General features: G+C 52.7%; 19 protein-coding genes. 2 read left to right on the forward strand and 17 right to left on the reverse strand.

All coding sequences use genetic code 11. The annotated features are described in order from the left end of the window. Positions 1 to 50 precede the first annotated feature (50 nt). Entirely contained in the window at positions 51 to 380 is a 330-nt protein-coding gene (locus KNP81_RS02140) for a winged helix-turn-helix transcriptional regulator (RefSeq protein ID WP_214718351.1), read from the reverse strand. 256 nt (positions 381 to 636) lie between these two features. Here KNP81_RS02140 and KNP81_RS02145 point away from each other — a divergent pair, with 256 nt between their 5' ends. After that, positions 637 to 1,839, forward strand: coding sequence for an MFS transporter (locus tag KNP81_RS02145; protein WP_214717937.1), 1,203 nt, complete (start codon positions 637 to 639; stop codon positions 1,837 to 1,839). A 10-nt stretch (positions 1,840 to 1,849) separates the two neighbouring features. Further along, complete coding sequence (locus KNP81_RS02150) at positions 1,850 to 2,797, forward strand: LLM class oxidoreductase (protein ID WP_214717938.1); 948 nt, start codon at positions 1,850 to 1,852, stop codon at positions 2,795 to 2,797. A 52-nt stretch (positions 2,798 to 2,849) separates the two neighbouring features. Here the strand turns inward: KNP81_RS02150 and KNP81_RS02155 are convergent, their stop codons facing one another. From KNP81_RS02155 to KNP81_RS02230, 16 genes are all read right to left on the reverse strand, one after another. Continuing rightward, positions 2,850 to 3,584, reverse strand: a complete 735-nt coding sequence (locus tag KNP81_RS02155) for a pentapeptide repeat-containing protein (RefSeq protein WP_214717942.1) — start codon at positions 3,582 to 3,584, stop codon at positions 2,850 to 2,852. A gap of 223 nt (positions 3,585 to 3,807) precedes the next feature. Further along, entirely contained in the window at positions 3,808 to 4,236 is a 429-nt protein-coding gene (locus KNP81_RS02160; RefSeq protein WP_021066516.1) for a CBS domain-containing protein, read from the reverse strand. A gap of 389 nt (positions 4,237 to 4,625) precedes the next feature. Further along, complete coding sequence (locus KNP81_RS02165; protein WP_214717950.1) at positions 4,626 to 5,426, reverse strand: alpha/beta fold hydrolase; 801 nt, start codon at positions 5,424 to 5,426, stop codon at positions 4,626 to 4,628. Positions 5,427 to 5,512: 86 nt separating this feature from the next. Beyond that, entirely contained in the window at positions 5,513 to 6,625 is a 1,113-nt protein-coding gene (locus KNP81_RS02170) for a M14 family metallopeptidase (protein ID WP_214717952.1), read from the reverse strand. An 87-nt stretch (positions 6,626 to 6,712) separates the two neighbouring features. Continuing rightward, entirely contained in the window at positions 6,713 to 7,114 is a 402-nt protein-coding gene (locus tag KNP81_RS02175) for a hypothetical protein (protein WP_214717954.1), read from the reverse strand. Positions 7,115 to 7,224: 110 nt separating this feature from the next. Next, positions 7,225 to 7,695: a flavodoxin family protein gene (locus KNP81_RS02180; protein WP_251130229.1), complete on the reverse strand. Its 471-nt coding sequence runs from the start codon at positions 7,693 to 7,695 to the stop codon at positions 7,225 to 7,227. Positions 7,696 to 7,778: 83 nt separating this feature from the next. Beyond that, the gene (locus tag KNP81_RS02185) at positions 7,779 to 8,207 is read right to left on the reverse strand and encodes a hypothetical protein (protein WP_131471938.1); all 429 of its coding nucleotides are present in this window, start codon (positions 8,205 to 8,207) and stop codon (positions 7,779 to 7,781) included. Then, a complete protein-coding gene (locus tag KNP81_RS02190; protein ID WP_131471936.1) occupies positions 8,204 to 8,854 on the reverse strand; it encodes an SIMPL domain-containing protein in 651 nt (216 codons plus the stop codon). The genes KNP81_RS02185 and KNP81_RS02190 overlap by 4 nt, the downstream gene beginning before the upstream one ends. A 148-nt stretch (positions 8,855 to 9,002) precedes the next feature. Continuing rightward, positions 9,003 to 9,176, reverse strand: a complete 174-nt coding sequence (locus KNP81_RS02195) for a hypothetical protein (RefSeq protein WP_214717960.1) — start codon at positions 9,174 to 9,176, stop codon at positions 9,003 to 9,005. Between the two features lie 33 nt (positions 9,177 to 9,209). Next, positions 9,210 to 9,953: a hypothetical protein gene (locus tag KNP81_RS02200; protein ID WP_214717963.1), complete on the reverse strand. Its 744-nt coding sequence runs from the start codon at positions 9,951 to 9,953 to the stop codon at positions 9,210 to 9,212. After that, on the reverse strand, positions 9,950 to 10,495 hold the full coding sequence (locus KNP81_RS02205) for an RNA polymerase sigma factor (protein ID WP_214717966.1): 546 nt from the start codon (positions 10,493 to 10,495) through the stop codon (positions 9,950 to 9,952). The genes KNP81_RS02200 and KNP81_RS02205 overlap by 4 nt, the downstream gene beginning before the upstream one ends. 57 nt (positions 10,496 to 10,552) lie before the next feature. Further along, a complete protein-coding gene (locus tag KNP81_RS02210; protein ID WP_214717968.1) occupies positions 10,553 to 11,062 on the reverse strand; it encodes a hypothetical protein in 510 nt (169 codons plus the stop codon). 75 nt (positions 11,063 to 11,137) lie between these two features. Continuing rightward, positions 11,138 to 13,708 carry an ABC transporter permease gene (locus KNP81_RS02215; protein WP_214717970.1) on the reverse strand — a complete coding sequence of 857 codons (2,571 nt, stop codon included), beginning with the start codon at positions 13,706 to 13,708 and terminating at the stop codon, positions 11,138 to 11,140. Continuing rightward, positions 13,705 to 14,388: an ABC transporter ATP-binding protein gene (locus KNP81_RS02220; RefSeq protein WP_021066503.1), complete on the reverse strand. Its 684-nt coding sequence runs from the start codon at positions 14,386 to 14,388 to the stop codon at positions 13,705 to 13,707. Before KNP81_RS02220 ends, KNP81_RS02215 begins: the two co-directional genes overlap by 4 nt. An 85-nt stretch (positions 14,389 to 14,473) precedes the next feature. Beyond that, positions 14,474 to 15,478: a sensor histidine kinase gene (locus KNP81_RS02225; RefSeq protein ID WP_214717972.1), complete on the reverse strand. Its 1,005-nt coding sequence runs from the start codon at positions 15,476 to 15,478 to the stop codon at positions 14,474 to 14,476. Between the two features lies 1 nt (position 15,479). Then, positions 15,480 to 16,160 (reverse strand): response regulator transcription factor, encoded by a 681-nt coding sequence (locus KNP81_RS02230; protein ID WP_214717975.1) that lies wholly within the window; start codon positions 16,158 to 16,160, stop codon positions 15,480 to 15,482. Between the last annotated feature and the right edge of the window lie 95 nt (positions 16,161 to 16,255).

The raw sequence follows: 16,255 nt of genomic DNA on the forward strand, positions 1-16,255 counted from the left end.
TAAAAAGACAGCGATTCTCTCATTGAAGAGTCGCTGTCTTTTCGCTTGATTTAGGAAATGACGTCTTCCCCGGCTTGTTCAATATGTCCTTCTCCCCAGGCACACATCGCATCCAAAATCGGTTGGAGCGACCAGCCGTAGTCGGAGAGGGAATAGACGACTTTCGGCGGGACTTGTTCATACACCGTGCGGATGATGACACCGTCCGCCTCGAGCTCGCGCAACTGTTGCGTGAGCATTTTTTGCGTGATGTTCGGCATTAGCTTTTTCAATTCACTCGTGCGGCGTTCCCCTTTAATCAAATGACACATGATGACGACTTTCCATTTGCCGCCGATAACGTCGAGCGTCGCCTCGACCGGGATGTTGTATGGCATGATGCTTCCTCCTTATAGACCGGGATAGGTACTTTTCGGTGCCTATCGTACTTCAAAGTGCGTACTTCCCAACTGGTTTCGATGGACTTATGATAGCAACTGTAGCTCAGTAATACAAGCTCATCTCACCTGTAACTACTTCTTGAGACAGTAAGGTCCTTTTTCGACCGTACCGGACAATAGAGAAGATTGAGATGCTCGAGCTGCCTCGAGACGAAGGGCCCTCGTCTTCCCAACACAACTTTAGGAGGAACTACTCATGAATCAACCGTACACGCAGCCTGTCGACGAACAGGCACCTAAAAATGGAGGACTGGCGCTGCTCGCCCTCGCCATCAGCGCTTTCGGCATCGGGACGACCGAATTTGTGCCGGTCGGATTGCTCGCCTCGATTGCCAGTGACTTGAATATCGGCATCACGCTCGCCGGACTCATCATCTCCGGTTATGCCATCGGCGTCGCCGTCGGTGCACCGATCTTAACGGCACTCACAAACCGGATGAATCGCAAGACGTTGCTCATAGCACTCATGGTCGTCTTTATCGGCGGGAACTTGGTCTCTGCCATGTCGACCAGCTTTGAACTATTGATTGCCGCCCGATTCATCACCGCATTCGCCCACGGTGTCTTCTTCTCGATTGGGGCGACGATTGCCGTACAGCTCGTACCACCGCATAAAAAAGCGAGTGCGATTGCACTCATGTTTACCGGCTTGACGGTCGCGACCGTGACCGGCGTCCCGCTCGGCACGTTCATCGGCCAAGCGTTTGGTTGGCGCGCCACGTTCTTCGCCGTCGCCGCACTTGGGATTGTCTCGATTATCGCCAGCTTCTTCTTGATTCCGAAAGATTTGAAACAATCACCGCCTGCGAAGTTCTCAGATATGAAGAGATTGCTCACGAACGGCCGCATCATGCTCGGCTTCTTGATCACAGCACTCGGTTACGGCGGAACGTTCGTCGCCTTCACGTACTTGACGCCAATCATGCAGGACGTGACGAACATCAGTCCGAGCTTGATTAGTATCGTCCTACTCGTCTATGGGATCGCCGTCGCCATCGGCAACTGGGCGGGCGGGAAGTTCGCCAATGAAGACCCGGCCAAGGCGTTGTTCTATATGTTCATCGTCCACGCCGCTGTCATGATCGTCATGTCGTTCATGATTCCGTTCAAAGTCGCGGGACTCATCGCTATCGTCTTGATGGGATTGCTCGCCTTCATGAACGTACCTGGACTTCAACTATATATCGTTCAATTGGCTGAAAAATATGTACCGGCCGCGGTCGATGTCGCGTCGGCGCTCAATATCGCCGCCTTCAATATCGGTATCGCACTCGGTGCGACCATCGGTGGGTTTGTCGCGGACTCAATCGGTCTCGTGCACACACCTTGGGTCGGTGGCATCATGGTCATCCTCGCTGTCATCTTGACCGCCGTCTCGCGTCGTTTGGAAGCGAAATAAGGAGGAGCTTATGTTCAATAATCACAAAAGCTACAATCGGATGTATCGGGAGGGCGAGCTCACGCTCGGCCTCCACATCCCGTTAGAAAATTTCAAAATGCGTACCCCGACGCTCGAGTGTCAAGTCGAGCTCGCTCAAAAAGCAGATGACTATGGCTTCACGGCGCTCTGGCTCCGGGACGTTCTTTTGAAAGACCCGAACTTCTTGGACCCGGCAGTCGGTCAGATTTACGACATGTTGATTTACGGGACGCACTTGCTTGGTCAGACAAAACGAATCGCCCTTGGCACGTCGGCGCTCGTCTTACCGCTCCGGCATCCGCTCCGCTCGGCGAAAGAAGTCGCGACGATTGAAGCGCTGTTCCCGGAACGCTTGATTCTCGGCATCTCATCCGGTGACCGTCGAGCCGATTTCAAAGGGCTCGGCGTCGACCATGCGACAAGGGGCGAGCAATTCAAAGAGTCGCTCCGTGTCATGGAGCAGGCGCTCTACCGCAACTATCCGACCATCGATTCGTTGTACGGCGAGGTCCATGAGGCGACGCTCGTTCCGCGTCCGAAGAAGCGCATCCCGACGATGATCACCGGGTTCGCGCAGCAGGATATGGACTGGCTCGGGCAACACGGGGACGGGTGGATGTATTATCCGCAGGCCCCATTCGCCCAGCAACAAGTGCTGAACGATTGGCGCGAATCAGGTCAGACGCATGGAAAAGGGTTCCGTCCGTTCTCGATGCCGATGCATCTCGATTTGGCGCATGACCCGGACGAACTGCCGACTCCAATCCGGCTCGGCTTCCGTGTCGGTCGCAATCAGTTAATCAAACTGCTCGAGGCGTATCGGGCCATCGGCGTCAATCATTTGTTCTTCGCTTTGTTCGACGGGCAACGTCCGGCCGACGAGGTCATCGAGGAGCTCGGGGAATATGTGCTCCCCCATTTCCCACCGCTTTCGTAATTCTCATGTACTCAAAAAAGACGACTTTCCTACATGGAAGTCGTCTCTTGCGTTACAGCCAATGGCTCGGTCGCGTGTAAACGGGTGCCAGTCTCGTTTGCCGGTCCCCTTTCATCGCGTTCACTTGCATCTGTGTCAAAAACAGACTGTCGGTCAACGTTGCTCCTCGCACGTCCAAGTCTCGCACGTCGGCCCCCATGAAATCGACATAGGACAGGTCTTGCCCGCGTAAGTTAGCACCGATCAATAAGGCGCCTCGATAACAGGTTCCTCTTACGTCATGCTGACTCACGTTTCGACCAATCAAATCGGCCCGGTCTTGCTCATGTCGTGACGTCAACGTCAGGCCGTCCTGTTTCAATCCTTCCGCACGTATGTGCTGACTGAGTCGGACGAACAATGGGCGGGCTTGTTGTCGGAACGCCATCAGTGCCGTTCCGGTCAACTGTTCAGTCGGTGACTCACGGAATGACAATAAGTCTTCCAATAGTGTTTCGAGTATCCGGGCATCGTGCTCTGGGATGTCCCGGCTCAAGATGTCAGTGATGTAGAGCAGCAGCTCATGGACTTGGCTCATGATGGGCACCGTCGCGAACATGCGCGCGCCGTCCACACCATCCTCCCGCCAGCTTCGTCCGTGAAACGTCACTTGTGACACGAACTGCCCGGCCCCGAGACAGTCGTACACCGTACATCCTTTGAAACCTCGCTCACGCAGTTCGGAATGGATGTTGCAGGCATACGAATCTGCCAAATGGACACACGGCTGTCCTGCGGGTTTATCCATGGGGAAATCCTCAGATTTCAAATAGTGGAACGCCACACAACAGAGACCGAAACAGTTCGCACAATCCGGTTTGAGCGATTCACGCAACATATGTAAATCGGGCATCGCCATCCATTGTCACTCCTTTCTTGTATGTCTTGACTCTATATATACAAGTATAAAGCATGCCCCTGTTTTTCCCATACAAAAACCAACCTACTTTCACACAGGTTGGTCCGTTCGTTCAGTTCACTTTATTCTCGAGCTGTTGCAACTTCGTCGAGTAATACTCGATGATGTCGCGGCGCCGGATGATGCCGATGAAATACTTCCCGTCATCGACGACCGGCACGAAGTTTTGATCTGTGATCGCATCGACGAGCTCCTCGATTTGCGCCGTGATGGCGACCGGCTTATACCGTACGCGTTGCTTGATATCTTTCAACCTTGTCCGCAGCACTTTTTCGTAGTCTTCTTCCCCGCGAAGCTGTTCGGCGAGTGCCCAGAGTAAATCCCCTTCCGTCATCGTCCCGGCATAAAAGCCGTTTTCGGATACAAGCGGCACCGAGGTGAAGCGATGATGCTTCATCTTCTCGAGCGCTTGGCGCACCGTCGATTCCGGGTCTAGATATTTGACGTCTTCTTTCGGATATAAAAAGAAAGCGATATTCATGTACAATCTCTCCTCAATCTAAAAATCCACCTCTTCATTGTACCATGTATTAGGGTCTAGTCAGCACAAAATGACCATCTAATCTGCATCTGTTCTGTCACAAGGAGGCTTATTCTCTCTTTACCATAAAGCGTTTCCAAACAATCCGTCCGAAGTTGTTGTGAACACACAAACAGGCACGGCCCCGAACAGCTTCTCCAAAGCCAATCTTGACCGTGAATCAAACTTCTTGTCTCACATGTTTGGTTGACCAATCTAAACGGAATTATCCAAAACGGCTTCACTGTAGCTATACCCGAGTGGAGGTCATTCTAGCCTCAAAAACCGTAACAAACGTGCAACAGATCTCCATCAAAAAAAGCCTAGGAATGTCCCTAGGCTTGTCTCACTCAAATAAATTCGAGCAACGTCTTGTTGAACTTGTCCATCTCGTCAAGGACGGTACCGTGACCGCTCTCCTCGAACCGCTCGATGCGCGAGTTCGGGATGCCCTTTTCCATCTCGAGCGCGAACTCGAACGGACAAATCTTGTCGTGCACGCCATGGATGATGAGCGTCTCGACATTTACTTTCGGCAAGTCCTCACGCAAGTCCTCATCACGGAGTGCTTTCGCCGAAGCGATCGTCCCGTGACTCGACGCGACGAGCGAAAGGTGATGGAACCAGTTTTGCATCGGTTTCGAATGTTCTTTCTCGAAGAAAATCTCACCGAACCCTTCGAGCATCTTCGGTCGATCTTTCTTTGTGTCCTCAATCAACGCATCGACCTCAGCTTGCGTCATCCCGTACGGATAGTCCGGTCGTTGCGTGAACACCGGTGCCGCAGCACCTGACAGGACAAGTTTCTTCAGACCGTCATCCGGGAAGTCGACGGCGTAACGGATGCCAATCGCCCCACCCATTGAGAAGCCGACGAGTGTGAAATCTTTGATGCCAAGCCCGTCAACGACCATGTGCACGTCCGACGCCATCGTCGCATAGTCATAACCTGTCGCCGGCGCATCCGACTTGCCGTAGCCACGATAGTCGATTCCGACGTAACGGTAGCCTGCTTCGAGCAACGCATTCTTTTGATACTCGAACATGTTGTTGTTCGCTGGCCAGCCGTGTAAGAAGACGACGGCGTCGCCTGTCCCGACGTCTTCCACGTAAATACTCGTTCCATCATGTGCTGTAATATAGTTCCCCATTAGTCAAAACCCCCAGTTGGATTGTTGAGCGGCGTGCGTGTTTGCCCACAACCCACTTTTTCCCGTTTGACCGAAGTAGAAACCTGTCAACTGTCGCGCCAGAGCGATTCGGCTTTCAAGACATGCTCGATTGCGCCTGCTCCTTCGCGTAATACGGACGTCCGCCACGACTCGTCTTCCGGATAAAACATGGCCATGAATTCTTTACGAATGCCGTTTCGGGCTTCCGGGTCTTTCGTCCCTTCAAAGTAGAGCCGGTTCTCGAGAATGATCGTCAAGAACTCGCGAATCGTCGCTTTCGTCGACGTCCCGAACGTCCCGAACTCGAATAACGCCGAGACGAGCTGTTTGTCCGGATAGTGCGTGTCCCTTACGTAATAGAAATGGTTCGTCGAGTCTCCGAGGACGTCGGTCGGGTCATACGTCTGGATATTTTTCAATCCGTATGTCCGCTTCAGTTCGTCGACATCACGCCCGTCCCGTTCACTGATGACCATCGTCACTTCGTTCGTCGGACCGAGCGCCGTGTGCCAATCCATGTGGATGACGCGGTCGTAGCGGTCGAGCAAATCGTGCTGAATCTCCTTTAAAAAGATGGCGGACGGTTCATCTGACTCGCCGCCGTAATAGACACCTTTCGGGAACTGATACTGCCCCATTCCTTTCGCCTCGGTCATCGCGTCAAACCCGTCGAGCTTGATGCCAGATCCGAGGAACGAGTAGATGTGTTCGCGCGCCTCATGGTAATCATCGATGACGCCGTCCGGGACGAACAAGTGCCGCATGACCTCATATTCTTTATTGACGTTACGCGGGAGGGCCTCCCGGTCGATGACATAGTTTCGGTTCAAGTCAACGTTATGTTCATTGACGCGGCGGAAGTGTTTCATTCCCCACGGATTGACGGCATGGATGAGACAGATGCCGGTCGACTCGTGCCGAAGGTTTTCGAGTTGCGTCTCGACGAACTGGTGTGTCACGGCTGCCCCGGCGTACCCTTCGATGCCGTGCTCTCCGATTGTCATGAGAAGCACCGCTTCGCGTGATCCCGCAGGTTCACCGATGATGACATCAATCGTATCCTCGCCAATCGAGTGGGACATCACGCGGGCCGTCGGATAATAGGGTTTGACGCGGTCGAGCAGGGCGAGAAACTTCTCACGCGACTCTTCGTATGATGATGAAAAATACTGACTCATAGTGACTCCCTCCATTCTAATCTTCTGTATCCCATTCCCATTCCTGGCCAGACTAAAAACGCCCCCTTAAGGAGACGTTTTCTACGCTTAGTGGGCACCGGCCTTCGTGCCCCGGTTCTGACGGCGGAACTCGAACAAATAGACGAGCGGTGCGAGTAGGACCGCTCCGAACACCCAATACGCGCCCGGAGTCACGAACAGCGTCTCGAACGCCCGGAAAAACCAGGCGACGAGCGAGAGGCCGACGACAAGTTCGGCCGTCCAGATGACGCCACGACGCACGGCGAGCATGAGCGTGTTCGTTTTTTGGAAGAGGGCTGCGAGAAAGGCAATCAAAAAGGCCGGGAAGCTACTGAGCCAAAGCATCCGATTCATCGTCGACTCGGCAAAATACGTGTTTCCGAGCGATACCGTGATCACATAATGCGCAACGAGCACCAACAAGACGACAATCCAACCGATGAGGACGTCACGTTCCCATTTTTTCATCGTTCTCCCTCCGTTCCATACAATAGAGATACCCTTATATTTACCCGTTTTGAGAACGCTTCGGACAATTCCACATCAAAAAAGACGCGTCCCGTGAGGAACACGCCCGATTATTTGTCCATCAAGTGACGAGCCCATTCGGTCGCCCGCTCGAGTTCTCCGTCTTTGAGTGGACCTTCTTTATCGAGGACGATGAACGACTCTTTCAATACCGGTTCTGCTCCTTTGTCCAACAAGAGCTGCTCGATCCGGGTCGAGGCGTGGCCGAACCATTTGACGATTTTACCGACGAAAAAGCCTTGGTCTTCTTCAGCCATGCTCGTATCAAACGCCGCAGCACGGATGCCTCGGAGCGCATGATCCGACAGGCCGTCTAAAAAAGTTTTCACGTCCTCAGTCTCGCGCCCGCCATGCGTCGGCGAACCAACGATGAACAAATCAAGGTTGGCGAGGTCGCCGTATCCGACGTGGCTGATTTGCATGATGTCGACGCGGTGTAAGTCGCCGAACCCGCCCTTGATGGCATATGCGACTTTTTCGGTACACCCGTACATCGAGTCAAAGATGATGAGAATTTTCATACAATCTCCCTCCATTGTGCGGAAGCTCTACGTATCTATATATGACTCTTCCCTTAATGAACGAGGCCTCATCATGGATTCAGTTAATTTTTATGTCTTTTCTTCACTCGTGTAGACACAAAAAGGACAGCACCAATTCCAAACACCGCATACGCAACCTTATCCAGATGGTCACGCATGCTGAACGGGGCGTCATGCCGATACTCGGCCCGCTTCCACCCAGACCCACCCTCGACCGCAAGGACGTCCTCCATCGCTTCCCCGTTCACTTTCCGATATGTTGTCCCAACCGGATACATGTTCGAAGCGTCCCCATAATAGCTGCCATCCATATCGTCGGCCATCGTCTTGACCTCGCCGACGACTTCTCCCAAGTCAGCCTCCAATACGGCGACATCCATCACTTCATACACCCGTCCGTCCAACACGACGAACGCATACGCCCACGACAAAGCTTGAGCCGACAAAGAGACAGACAGAAGGAGCAATACTAATCCGATGACGCGTCTCATCGAATCGCCCACACGAACGTCGCCGAGTCACTCAGATCAATCTCATCCGGCTCAAGTTCCGGCATCGCCGCCTCCGAGAAGAGAACCTCGTCATGGAGCGTGAGACGAGTCGGCGAATAAAGATGAAGCTCGCCCCATGTGTAGTCGATTTGAAGCAAGTCACCGAGCGTCGCCCCGGCCCCTTTCGCCAACAGTTCGGCCCGATGACGCGCGTTCGCCGCCGCGCTCGCGAGCAATTCGTCTTGAATCGAATCCGCGTCTTTGATCGTGAACGAGATGGACAGCTTCGGCTCGGCTAGCGAGTTGCTGACATGTTCGATGACCGCTGACAATTGTTTCGTATCGAGCGGAAACTCGAGTTTCGTCTTCTGCTGACAGACGTAACCCCGGAAACGGGATTTATAGTTGCCTTGTTTGTCCCGATAGCTCTCATAGTCGGTGTCGATTGAGAAGTCGGTCGTCTTTAAATCCGTCTTCGCAAAGCCGGCCTGTTCAATCGCTTTTTGCAGACGTGTGACGGCGATTGCCGCCCCGTTCATCGTCTCTTCGTAACGGACAGCCTTCGAGGTCAACTCCATTTTCACGACAATCAAATCTGGTTTAGCCAATACTTTTCCCGTTCCTTTGACAGTGATGGTGCGATCCATATGATGTCCTCCTTCTGATTCAAGAAATGCCGAACCCCCTACCCGAAACCTGATTTCGCGAAAGTTTTCCTTCATCTCAAAGCTTCCTTGTTTCTTCACCTACTGGATTATTTTCTTTGTGATCACTTTGAGTCAGCCTTCCCTTCAATCATGTCTTTCCTGTCAATGACACCACGAGTCCGATGAGATAGCCGAATGCAGTACCTGCCGCGATTCCGTACACCAATTCAAATCCAAATAGGAGCGAACTGATGATGCCAATCCCCGCTCCAAACACTAGTCCGAGTCCTACACCCGACGCTCGCCAATTCTGTTCTGTCATCGTAGTCTCCCTTCTCCTATATATCCCTTCCCGTTAACGGAACCGGTCCATCATAAACGCCTCTACGTCATCGAGTGTTTCAGCACCTCGTAGCGACGGATAGGCATCACGACTGAAGACGAGCCCTTCGTCCGTGTTCAAGAACATGTATCGCTCACCGTCCGGAAAGCCGTAATCACTCACATCCATAACTTGAAGCGTTGCCCCGTTTTGTGACCAGACGTGGGAAGTGTCATGCCGTCTCGGCATAAAAATCCCTTCCATGCCGAGGCGAAGTTCAGATATGACGTCCGCATCTGACTGAAGCACTTTCGAACCGACGCCTGCAACGGTGAGTACTTTCATCTCACTCCCGGGCTCAACCTCGCCCCGATAGACGTCTGTCACGCCAATCGTCACGATCGACTGATATTCCTCTTGTCCGTTGAAGTCGAGCTCGATGTGGTCAATCTGTTTGACGACGCCCCGCACCACGACAGGCTCCCATTTCGAGAACAGTTCATCTTCACTCATCTCGATCAGGTTTGCCGACGACATCCCGACATCGATGTCCTTTTCATCGATATACGCGACCGACATATTGCTCGAGCTGTCCGACAGCGGAATCAACTCTTTGAAGCCGTCCCATGTCACGGCAAAGAGTGCAACAGCAGCGACAGCGATGAGACCTCCCATCCAACGCCAATGTCTTCGTTTCTTTCCCTCGAATTCCATCGATTCCTCGACGAAACGGTCATCGACGTCCCCCATCAAACGTGTGAGCCGATCTCCGTTCATAGTGCCACCCCTTCCGCTTCGAGTATTTGCTTCAAGTCATTACGGGTCCGAAGCAGCACCATCTTGACCTTGCTCTCGCTCACGTGTCGCATTGTCGCGATGTCTTTAATCGACTGGAAGTGAAAGTAGCGTCCCATAAAGATCTGTCGGGTCTCTTGCGGCAACCGGGCCAAAAAGTCGTTCAACAACTCGACGACCTCTGAATCCGTCGCGACGGAGGAGGCGAGACAGTGCTCGAGCTCACTGACGATGAACGGGACTTGCCCGGCTCCGCGCTTCTTGGCGTTCGCCTTCTCATACTTATGGAGCGAGACGTTACGGACAAGCTTCGCCAAATAGGCGGCGAGCCGCACTGGACGTGTCGGCGGAATCGCTTGCCACGCTTTCATGTACGTGTCATTGACGCATTCGTCTGCGTCCTCTCGGCTATGCAAAATGTTATAGGAAATCGTATGACAATAGCCGCCATACTTTTGCGCCGTCGCCTCAAGCGCCCGCTCGGAACGTTGCCAATACAAATCGATAATCGCTTGATCGTCCAATCGAATCCCCCTTTCGATGTACTTACATCTTTATAGACCGGAAATGAAGTCCATCGGTCACAACTTCTTTAATAGTTTTTTTGAGCGGCTCTTCACGGCTGGACTCCCCGTCTCGAGTTGCGATTCGAGCAAGGTTTTCAGGTCGTCACGGAAGCGTGAATGCTCGGCGCTCAAGTCGAAGATCGCCTGCAAGGAGTTGACGATGACGATGGCGCTAGTCTCCGTAGCAATCCAATCGGTGAGCATATGAACGACGTCGGCCGCCTCGTCTTCCGTCCACATCAGCCGTGGCATGAGTTGGGCCAAGTGCCACCTCACTTCTTGTTGGGTGGCGATCTGTAGCTGCTCGAACAAGGACGCCTGATGTGCTTGCAGCAGCTCCGGATGACGACGCGTCACTTTCTCCATCGCGTCCGCACTCCGCATCCGGACGACGGGACGGGCATCGGTCAAACCGGTCATCAATTCACTGAATCGGTCCGGGTCGTTCCCGACGTAGGCGACGACCTCATCGACGTGGCCGACCGAGCGCAAATCTCCGCCACTCAATACTTCTCGGATGTCCATTCTCCCACCTCTTTTCTCATTCTTAGTTTACAAAAAAAAGGGACTCAGTAGACACTGAATCCCTTTCCATGCATATTAGTTATTTTCTTGCTTCAACCGGTCGATGATATTATCCGACCTCACTTTCGAAATGGCATATAACATCGAAGAACCGACGATAAGGAAAATCACGACCGTGACGAACAAGATGTCGCCCCACGGCAACGTGAACGGGGCTTCGAACGTGTTGATTTGCGCACGATAAATGAGGTACATGATGAGCACACTGACCGGCACGCCATACGCCAGCGCCTTCATGCCGTAGAAGATGCTCTCATAATACACCATCTTGTTGAACCCTTTCGGTGTCATCCCGACCGACCGCAGCATCGCGAATTCGCGACGACGGAGCGAGACACTCGTCGAGATCGTGTTGAAGATGTTCGCCACCGAGATGAGCGAGATCAAGACGATGAACCCATAGACGAAAATCGATAACAGCAACAACACCTGCTCTTGTTGTTCACGCTGCTCCGACACGTTGAAGATGTATTGGTCCATATTTTGTTCCGCCTCAATCACTTGTTGCGTCGCCTCAGGATTACTCGTGTTCAAGGCGATTGATGGGCTCGACTGCTGCATCAACTTCCCAATCGCATCTTTTTCGAACGTCCCTTCCCGGACGATCACATCGAGCCATCCGAGTGAACTCGTCATCACACCGGTCGGGGCGACGTCGGTCATGGCTCCGATTTTGATTGTTTTAAGCGGTGCCGCTTCGTCCGTCGCATTCTCGTCCCGGAGTTCAAGCGTATCGCCAATTTCGGTCTCAATCGTCTTCGAATTGACGAACTTTTTCTTGTCCACATCTTGATACGACACTTCATCAATCAAAACGGCGCCTGGGACGTCTCCATCTTCAAAGTTGCTGGCGGATGCTCCGATCTGCTTCAAGTACGCATCGAAACTGTCGTCATCCAATTGGTAGAGGGAGACGTAGTACATGAACTTCCCATCGACAAAGGCTGATGCCAAGTCTTTGTTCTCGGTCAACGCGCTCGGTAATTGCGCTTCGTCGACCATCGTCTGGACGGTCGTGTTCTCGAAGTACGTCCCACCCGTCACATTGTCCAACGTCTCATAGCGACGTAAGTCATCCTTCGTGAGATTCGACCCGTTCACGAGGATATCGAACTCGTACGTGCCTTGCGACATCTCGAGCGACTGTTCGAGCCGGTCCGTGAAGTAACTAACAACTAAAAACAGCACAATACTGATGACGAGTGAGAACACGGTCGCCAAATACCGTTTCCGGTTACGTTTCGTGTTTTTCAATCCAATCTCTGCCTCCAACCCGAAGATACGGCGCACAAATTTTGACGTCTTCACGTTCTTCGACGTCAGTCGCACGTCCTGGGTTTGACGAATCGCGTCAATCGCCGAAATCTTCGAAGCGCGGCGCGCCGGCAGATAACACGAGATGAAAATCGTCACGCTCGAAATGAGGACCGTCAACAGGAGCGTGAGCGGTGTGACGACGACCTCAAACTTCTCCGTCACGTTGAGCGCTTTTTCCGCGAAGGCGTTGATGAACAGGAACGTGACCCCGATTCCGGCCACCCCGGCAAGGATACCGATTGGGATGCTGATCCCTCCGATGACGAACCCTTCAAAGAAGACCGAGTTCCGCTTTTGCCGCTTCGTCGCCCCGACGCTCGCGAGCATCCCGAGGTAGCGCGAGCGCTCGGACACGCTGATGGCGAAGGCGTTATAGATGAGCGAAATCGAGCCGATGACGATGACCGCCATGATGATGCCCCCGAACCCGTACAGCGTCTTGCGCAAGCCGTCATCATCGGTCACCCCATAATAGCGAAGCAACGAAGAGTTATAATCAATCCCTTCGATTTTCTGTTCGCGCATCAGTTGTTTCGTTTCTTCATAAATCGAGCCGTCAACATCGTTCAAGGCGACATACGTATCGACGGTCGCACCGTTCAACGCTTTGTCGTCGATGTATCCGACGACCGTATAGCCAGGCGACCACGTCGGTTCCCAGGCTGGGCGCGTCATCGTGCCGACGACGGTCAACGTCACCGTATCCTCGATTTTCAACTGTTCAAGCATCGTCTCCCCGTCACGCATCAAGCCATCGCTTTGCGTCAACACACGACCTGACGATTCGTCAATGCGTTCGCCGATCTCGAGCGTCAATTCGTCCCCGATGTTGTACGTGACTTGTGCGTTTTGACGGATGGCCTCGGAAATGACGACTTCGCCTTCTTTGTTCGGTAAGCGTCCCTCCGTCAAGTCGACAGGAAAATTCTTCAGCCCCGAGATGTTATAGTTCCTAACGTATAAGTATGGTTTATAGGCATTCTGTGATTCTTTTAATTCCGCATAGCCGTCACTCGACAGGATGACGTCCTTCGTGGCCGCGTCATTCCGGATCGCCTCGACCTGGTCTTCGTTCGTGTTGACATATTTGACGTGCCACTCCCCATTGTCCGCGATGTCTTGACGGATCATCAAGTCTAAGAACGATGAACCGAGTGTCGTCACAGCCGTGATCATCGCCACCGAGATGATGACCCCGATGATGGTGACGAGCGAACGCCGCTTGTTTTCACGCAAGTGTCGAAGCGTCATTTTATTGATGATGTTCATGAGCGGACGACCTCGTTCTTCGCAATCTTCCCATCCTCGATCGAAATGATCCGGTCGGCCTGCAAGGCGATTCGTTCGTCGTGGGTGATGATGATCAGCGTCTGATTGAACTTCTTGTTGAACAGTTTGAGGAGGCTCATGATTTCTTCACTGTTTTGACTGTCCAAGTTCCCTGTCGGCTCATCGGCCAAGATGATGGCCGGGTTGCTGATGAGCGCACGACCGATGGAAACGCGTTGTTGCTGCCCGCCAGACAGTTGGTTTGGCAGATGAGTCAATCGGTTCGACAGACCAAGGATGCCGATGATGCGCTCCAAATGGGCGGCGTCGACTTTTTGCTCGTCCAACAACATCGGTAACGTGATGTTCTCCTCGACCGTCAAAATCGGGATCAAGTTATAAAATTGATAAATCAACCCGATTTGACGACGGCGGAAGATGGCGAGCTGTGTCTCATCCAACTTGTAAATATCAGTGTTGTCGATCAACACCTGTCCACTCGTCGGGACATCGACGCCGCCGAGCAAATGTAACAACGTCGACTTCCCCGAGCCCGACGGTCCGACGATACAGACGAACTCGCCTTTTTTGACCGTGAACGACACGTCATCGAGCGCCCGCACTTCCATCTCGTCTTTTCCGTATACTTTCGATAAGTGTTGCACTTCTAATATGTTCATGTTTGCACCCTCCAGTACTTGATCTACTTTGAGTGTACCGAGCGAGTGTGACACGTCCGTGACTCGAAAGTGACTGTTTCGTCACTTAGACGATTGCTTTGTAGAATCGAATTTGAAACGCGGTCCCGGCTCCACGTTCACTGCGGACGGTCAGTTCACCTTGTTGACTTGTGATGATACTGTGGGCCATGGCGAGCCCGATGCCGACGCTGTCGTCACTCGCATTCATACCCTTATAAAAACGTTGGAAAATATACGGGATGTCTTGTTTGGCTATGCCGCTCCCCGTATCGCGAATGACGATTTCCGTATACAGGGTGTTCTCGCTGAAGTCGATGAACAGCTCCCCTTGTTCCGGTGTGTGTTCGACGCAATTCTTCAAGATGTTGATGAGCGCCTCGGTCGTCCACTTCAAGTCGCCTTCGAACGTGACATCACGCTCACCCTTAATCTGAAGCCGCTGCATTTTAATATCAATCGGCACGAGCATCGGTTCCGTCACGGCTTGAACGAGCACGGGGACGGACACCGGTTCCCGTTTGAAATGAATCGTCCCGGCATCAATTTTAGACAGCTTGAGTAGCGACGACACGAGCCATTCCATCCGCTCGAGCTGTACCTGCACGTTATGTGTGAACTCTTGACGCTTGTCATCCGACAGTCTCGGGTCACTGAGCAAATCTGCCATGACGGTCATTGACGTGAGCGGTGTCTTCAACTGATGAGAGATGTCGGAGATGGCATCCGTCAGCTTCTGCTTGTCTTCCTCGAGATGCATCCCTTGTTCGGACAACATCTTCGTCACTTTATAAATCTGGCTCTTCAATAGACTGAGCTCGCCTTCGCGATTGTCCCGGACGTCGAGTTTATAGTTGCCGTTGCTGATCTCTTGGAGGTAGCTCGACAGCTGGTCGATTTCCCGATAGCGCCACGCGGTGAACCGATATGTCACGATCAAGAACGCAACCGACAAAAGGAGGACGAGAATGACGGCCTCCATCGATAGGAACAAAGCTGCGACGATAGAAGCCACCCCAATCAGCAGCAACAGACTGACTAAATAGATACGGATTTCTCGATTGCGCAACATATCAGCGTTCCACCTTATAGCCAATCCCGCGAACCGTCTTAATCAACGTCGGCCGCTGCGGGTCATCCTCGAGCTTCTCGCGTAACCGTTTGATGTAGACGGTCAACGTATTGTCATTCACGAAATCCCCGCCCATGTCCCAAATCTGGTCGAGCAGCTGGGTCCGTGATAACACTTGGCCCGTATGTTTCCCGAAGATGAGCAGTAAACGATACTCGAGCGCTGTCAACAGGATCTCGCTTCCATCTTTTTTGACTTTCGCGTCTTGCGTGTTGATTTCGACCGACCCGATTGTCAAAACGGGCGAGCTGACCTGTTTATGGTAGCGGCGCAACACCGAATGAATCCGCGAGATAAGTTCACGGACCCGGAACGGTTTCGTAATGTAATCGTCCGCTCCCATATCGAGTCCCATGACGACGTTCACTTCATCATCGAACGCCGTCAAAAAGATGACGGGCGTATCCTGTTTTTGCTTCACGAGCCGACATAAGTCATAGCCGCTCCCGTCCGGCAACGACAAATCGAATAGACACAGGTCGATCGTATGTAACTGTTGTTCAATCAAACGTGTCGCGTCGGTCGCGTTCTGGCACAACGTCGTCGTGAATTGTTCTTGTTCGAGCGAATATTGGAGACCGGAGGCGATTGTCCGGTCGTCTTCAACGATTAAAATGTGCATCTGATTCCCTCCTGACTCTTCTCTTCATAATATAGCAGTCTTTTTCAAGTGAGGAGACAAAACAAAAACCGAACGAGAAATCTCGTTCGGTCAGG

This window comes from Exiguobacterium sp. s149 (assembly GCF_018618395.1).
GTDB classification, from domain to species: domain Bacteria; phylum Bacillota; class Bacilli; order Exiguobacteriales; family Exiguobacteriaceae; genus Exiguobacterium; species Exiguobacterium chiriqhucha.

What these genes read in the sequence shown, in the direction of transcription:
- KNP81_RS02180 (WP_251130229.1), bottom strand. Translation starts at nt 7,695, where the DNA reads ATGAAAATTCTCATCATCTTTGACTCGATGTACGGGTGTACCGAAAAA.
- KNP81_RS02200 (WP_214717963.1), bottom strand. Translation starts at nt 9,953, where the DNA reads ATGAACGGAGATCGGCTCACACGTTTGATGGGGGACGTCGATGACCGT.
- KNP81_RS02170 (WP_214717952.1), bottom strand. Translation starts at nt 6,625, where the DNA reads ATGAGTCAGTATTTTTCATCATCATACGAAGAGTCGCGTGAGAAGTTT.
- KNP81_RS02190 (WP_131471936.1), bottom strand. Translation starts at nt 8,854, where the DNA reads ATGGATCGCACCATCACTGTCAAAGGAACGGGAAAAGTATTGGCTAAA.
- KNP81_RS02150 (WP_214717938.1), top strand. Translation starts at nt 1,850, where the DNA reads ATGTTCAATAATCACAAAAGCTACAATCGGATGTATCGGGAGGGCGAG.
- KNP81_RS02220 (WP_021066503.1), bottom strand. Translation starts at nt 14,388, where the DNA reads ATGAACATATTAGAAGTGCAACACTTATCGAAAGTATACGGAAAAGAC.
- KNP81_RS02210 (WP_214717968.1), bottom strand. Translation starts at nt 11,062, where the DNA reads ATGGACATCCGAGAAGTATTGAGTGGCGGAGATTTGCGCTCGGTCGGC.
- KNP81_RS02185 (WP_131471938.1), bottom strand. Translation starts at nt 8,207, where the DNA reads ATGAGACGCGTCATCGGATTAGTATTGCTCCTTCTGTCTGTCTCTTTG.
- KNP81_RS02165 (WP_214717950.1), bottom strand. Translation starts at nt 5,426, where the DNA reads ATGGGGAACTATATTACAGCACATGATGGAACGAGTATTTACGTGGAA.
- KNP81_RS02175 (WP_214717954.1), bottom strand. Translation starts at nt 7,114, where the DNA reads ATGAAAAAATGGGAACGTGACGTCCTCATCGGTTGGATTGTCGTCTTG.
- KNP81_RS02195 (WP_214717960.1), bottom strand. Translation starts at nt 9,176, where the DNA reads ATGACAGAACAGAATTGGCGAGCGTCGGGTGTAGGACTCGGACTAGTG.
- KNP81_RS02230 (WP_214717975.1), bottom strand. Translation starts at nt 16,160, where the DNA reads ATGCACATTTTAATCGTTGAAGACGACCGGACAATCGCCTCCGGTCTC.
- KNP81_RS02160 (WP_021066516.1), bottom strand. Translation starts at nt 4,236, where the DNA reads ATGAATATCGCTTTCTTTTTATATCCGAAAGAAGACGTCAAATATCTA.
- KNP81_RS02145 (WP_214717937.1), top strand. Translation starts at nt 637, where the DNA reads ATGAATCAACCGTACACGCAGCCTGTCGACGAACAGGCACCTAAAAAT.
- KNP81_RS02155 (WP_214717942.1), bottom strand. Translation starts at nt 3,584, where the DNA reads ATGGATAAACCCGCAGGACAGCCGTGTGTCCATTTGGCAGATTCGTAT.
- KNP81_RS02215 (WP_214717970.1), bottom strand. Translation starts at nt 13,708, where the DNA reads ATGAACATCATCAATAAAATGACGCTTCGACACTTGCGTGAAAACAAG.
- KNP81_RS02225 (WP_214717972.1), bottom strand. Translation starts at nt 15,478, where the DNA reads ATGTTGCGCAATCGAGAAATCCGTATCTATTTAGTCAGTCTGTTGCTG.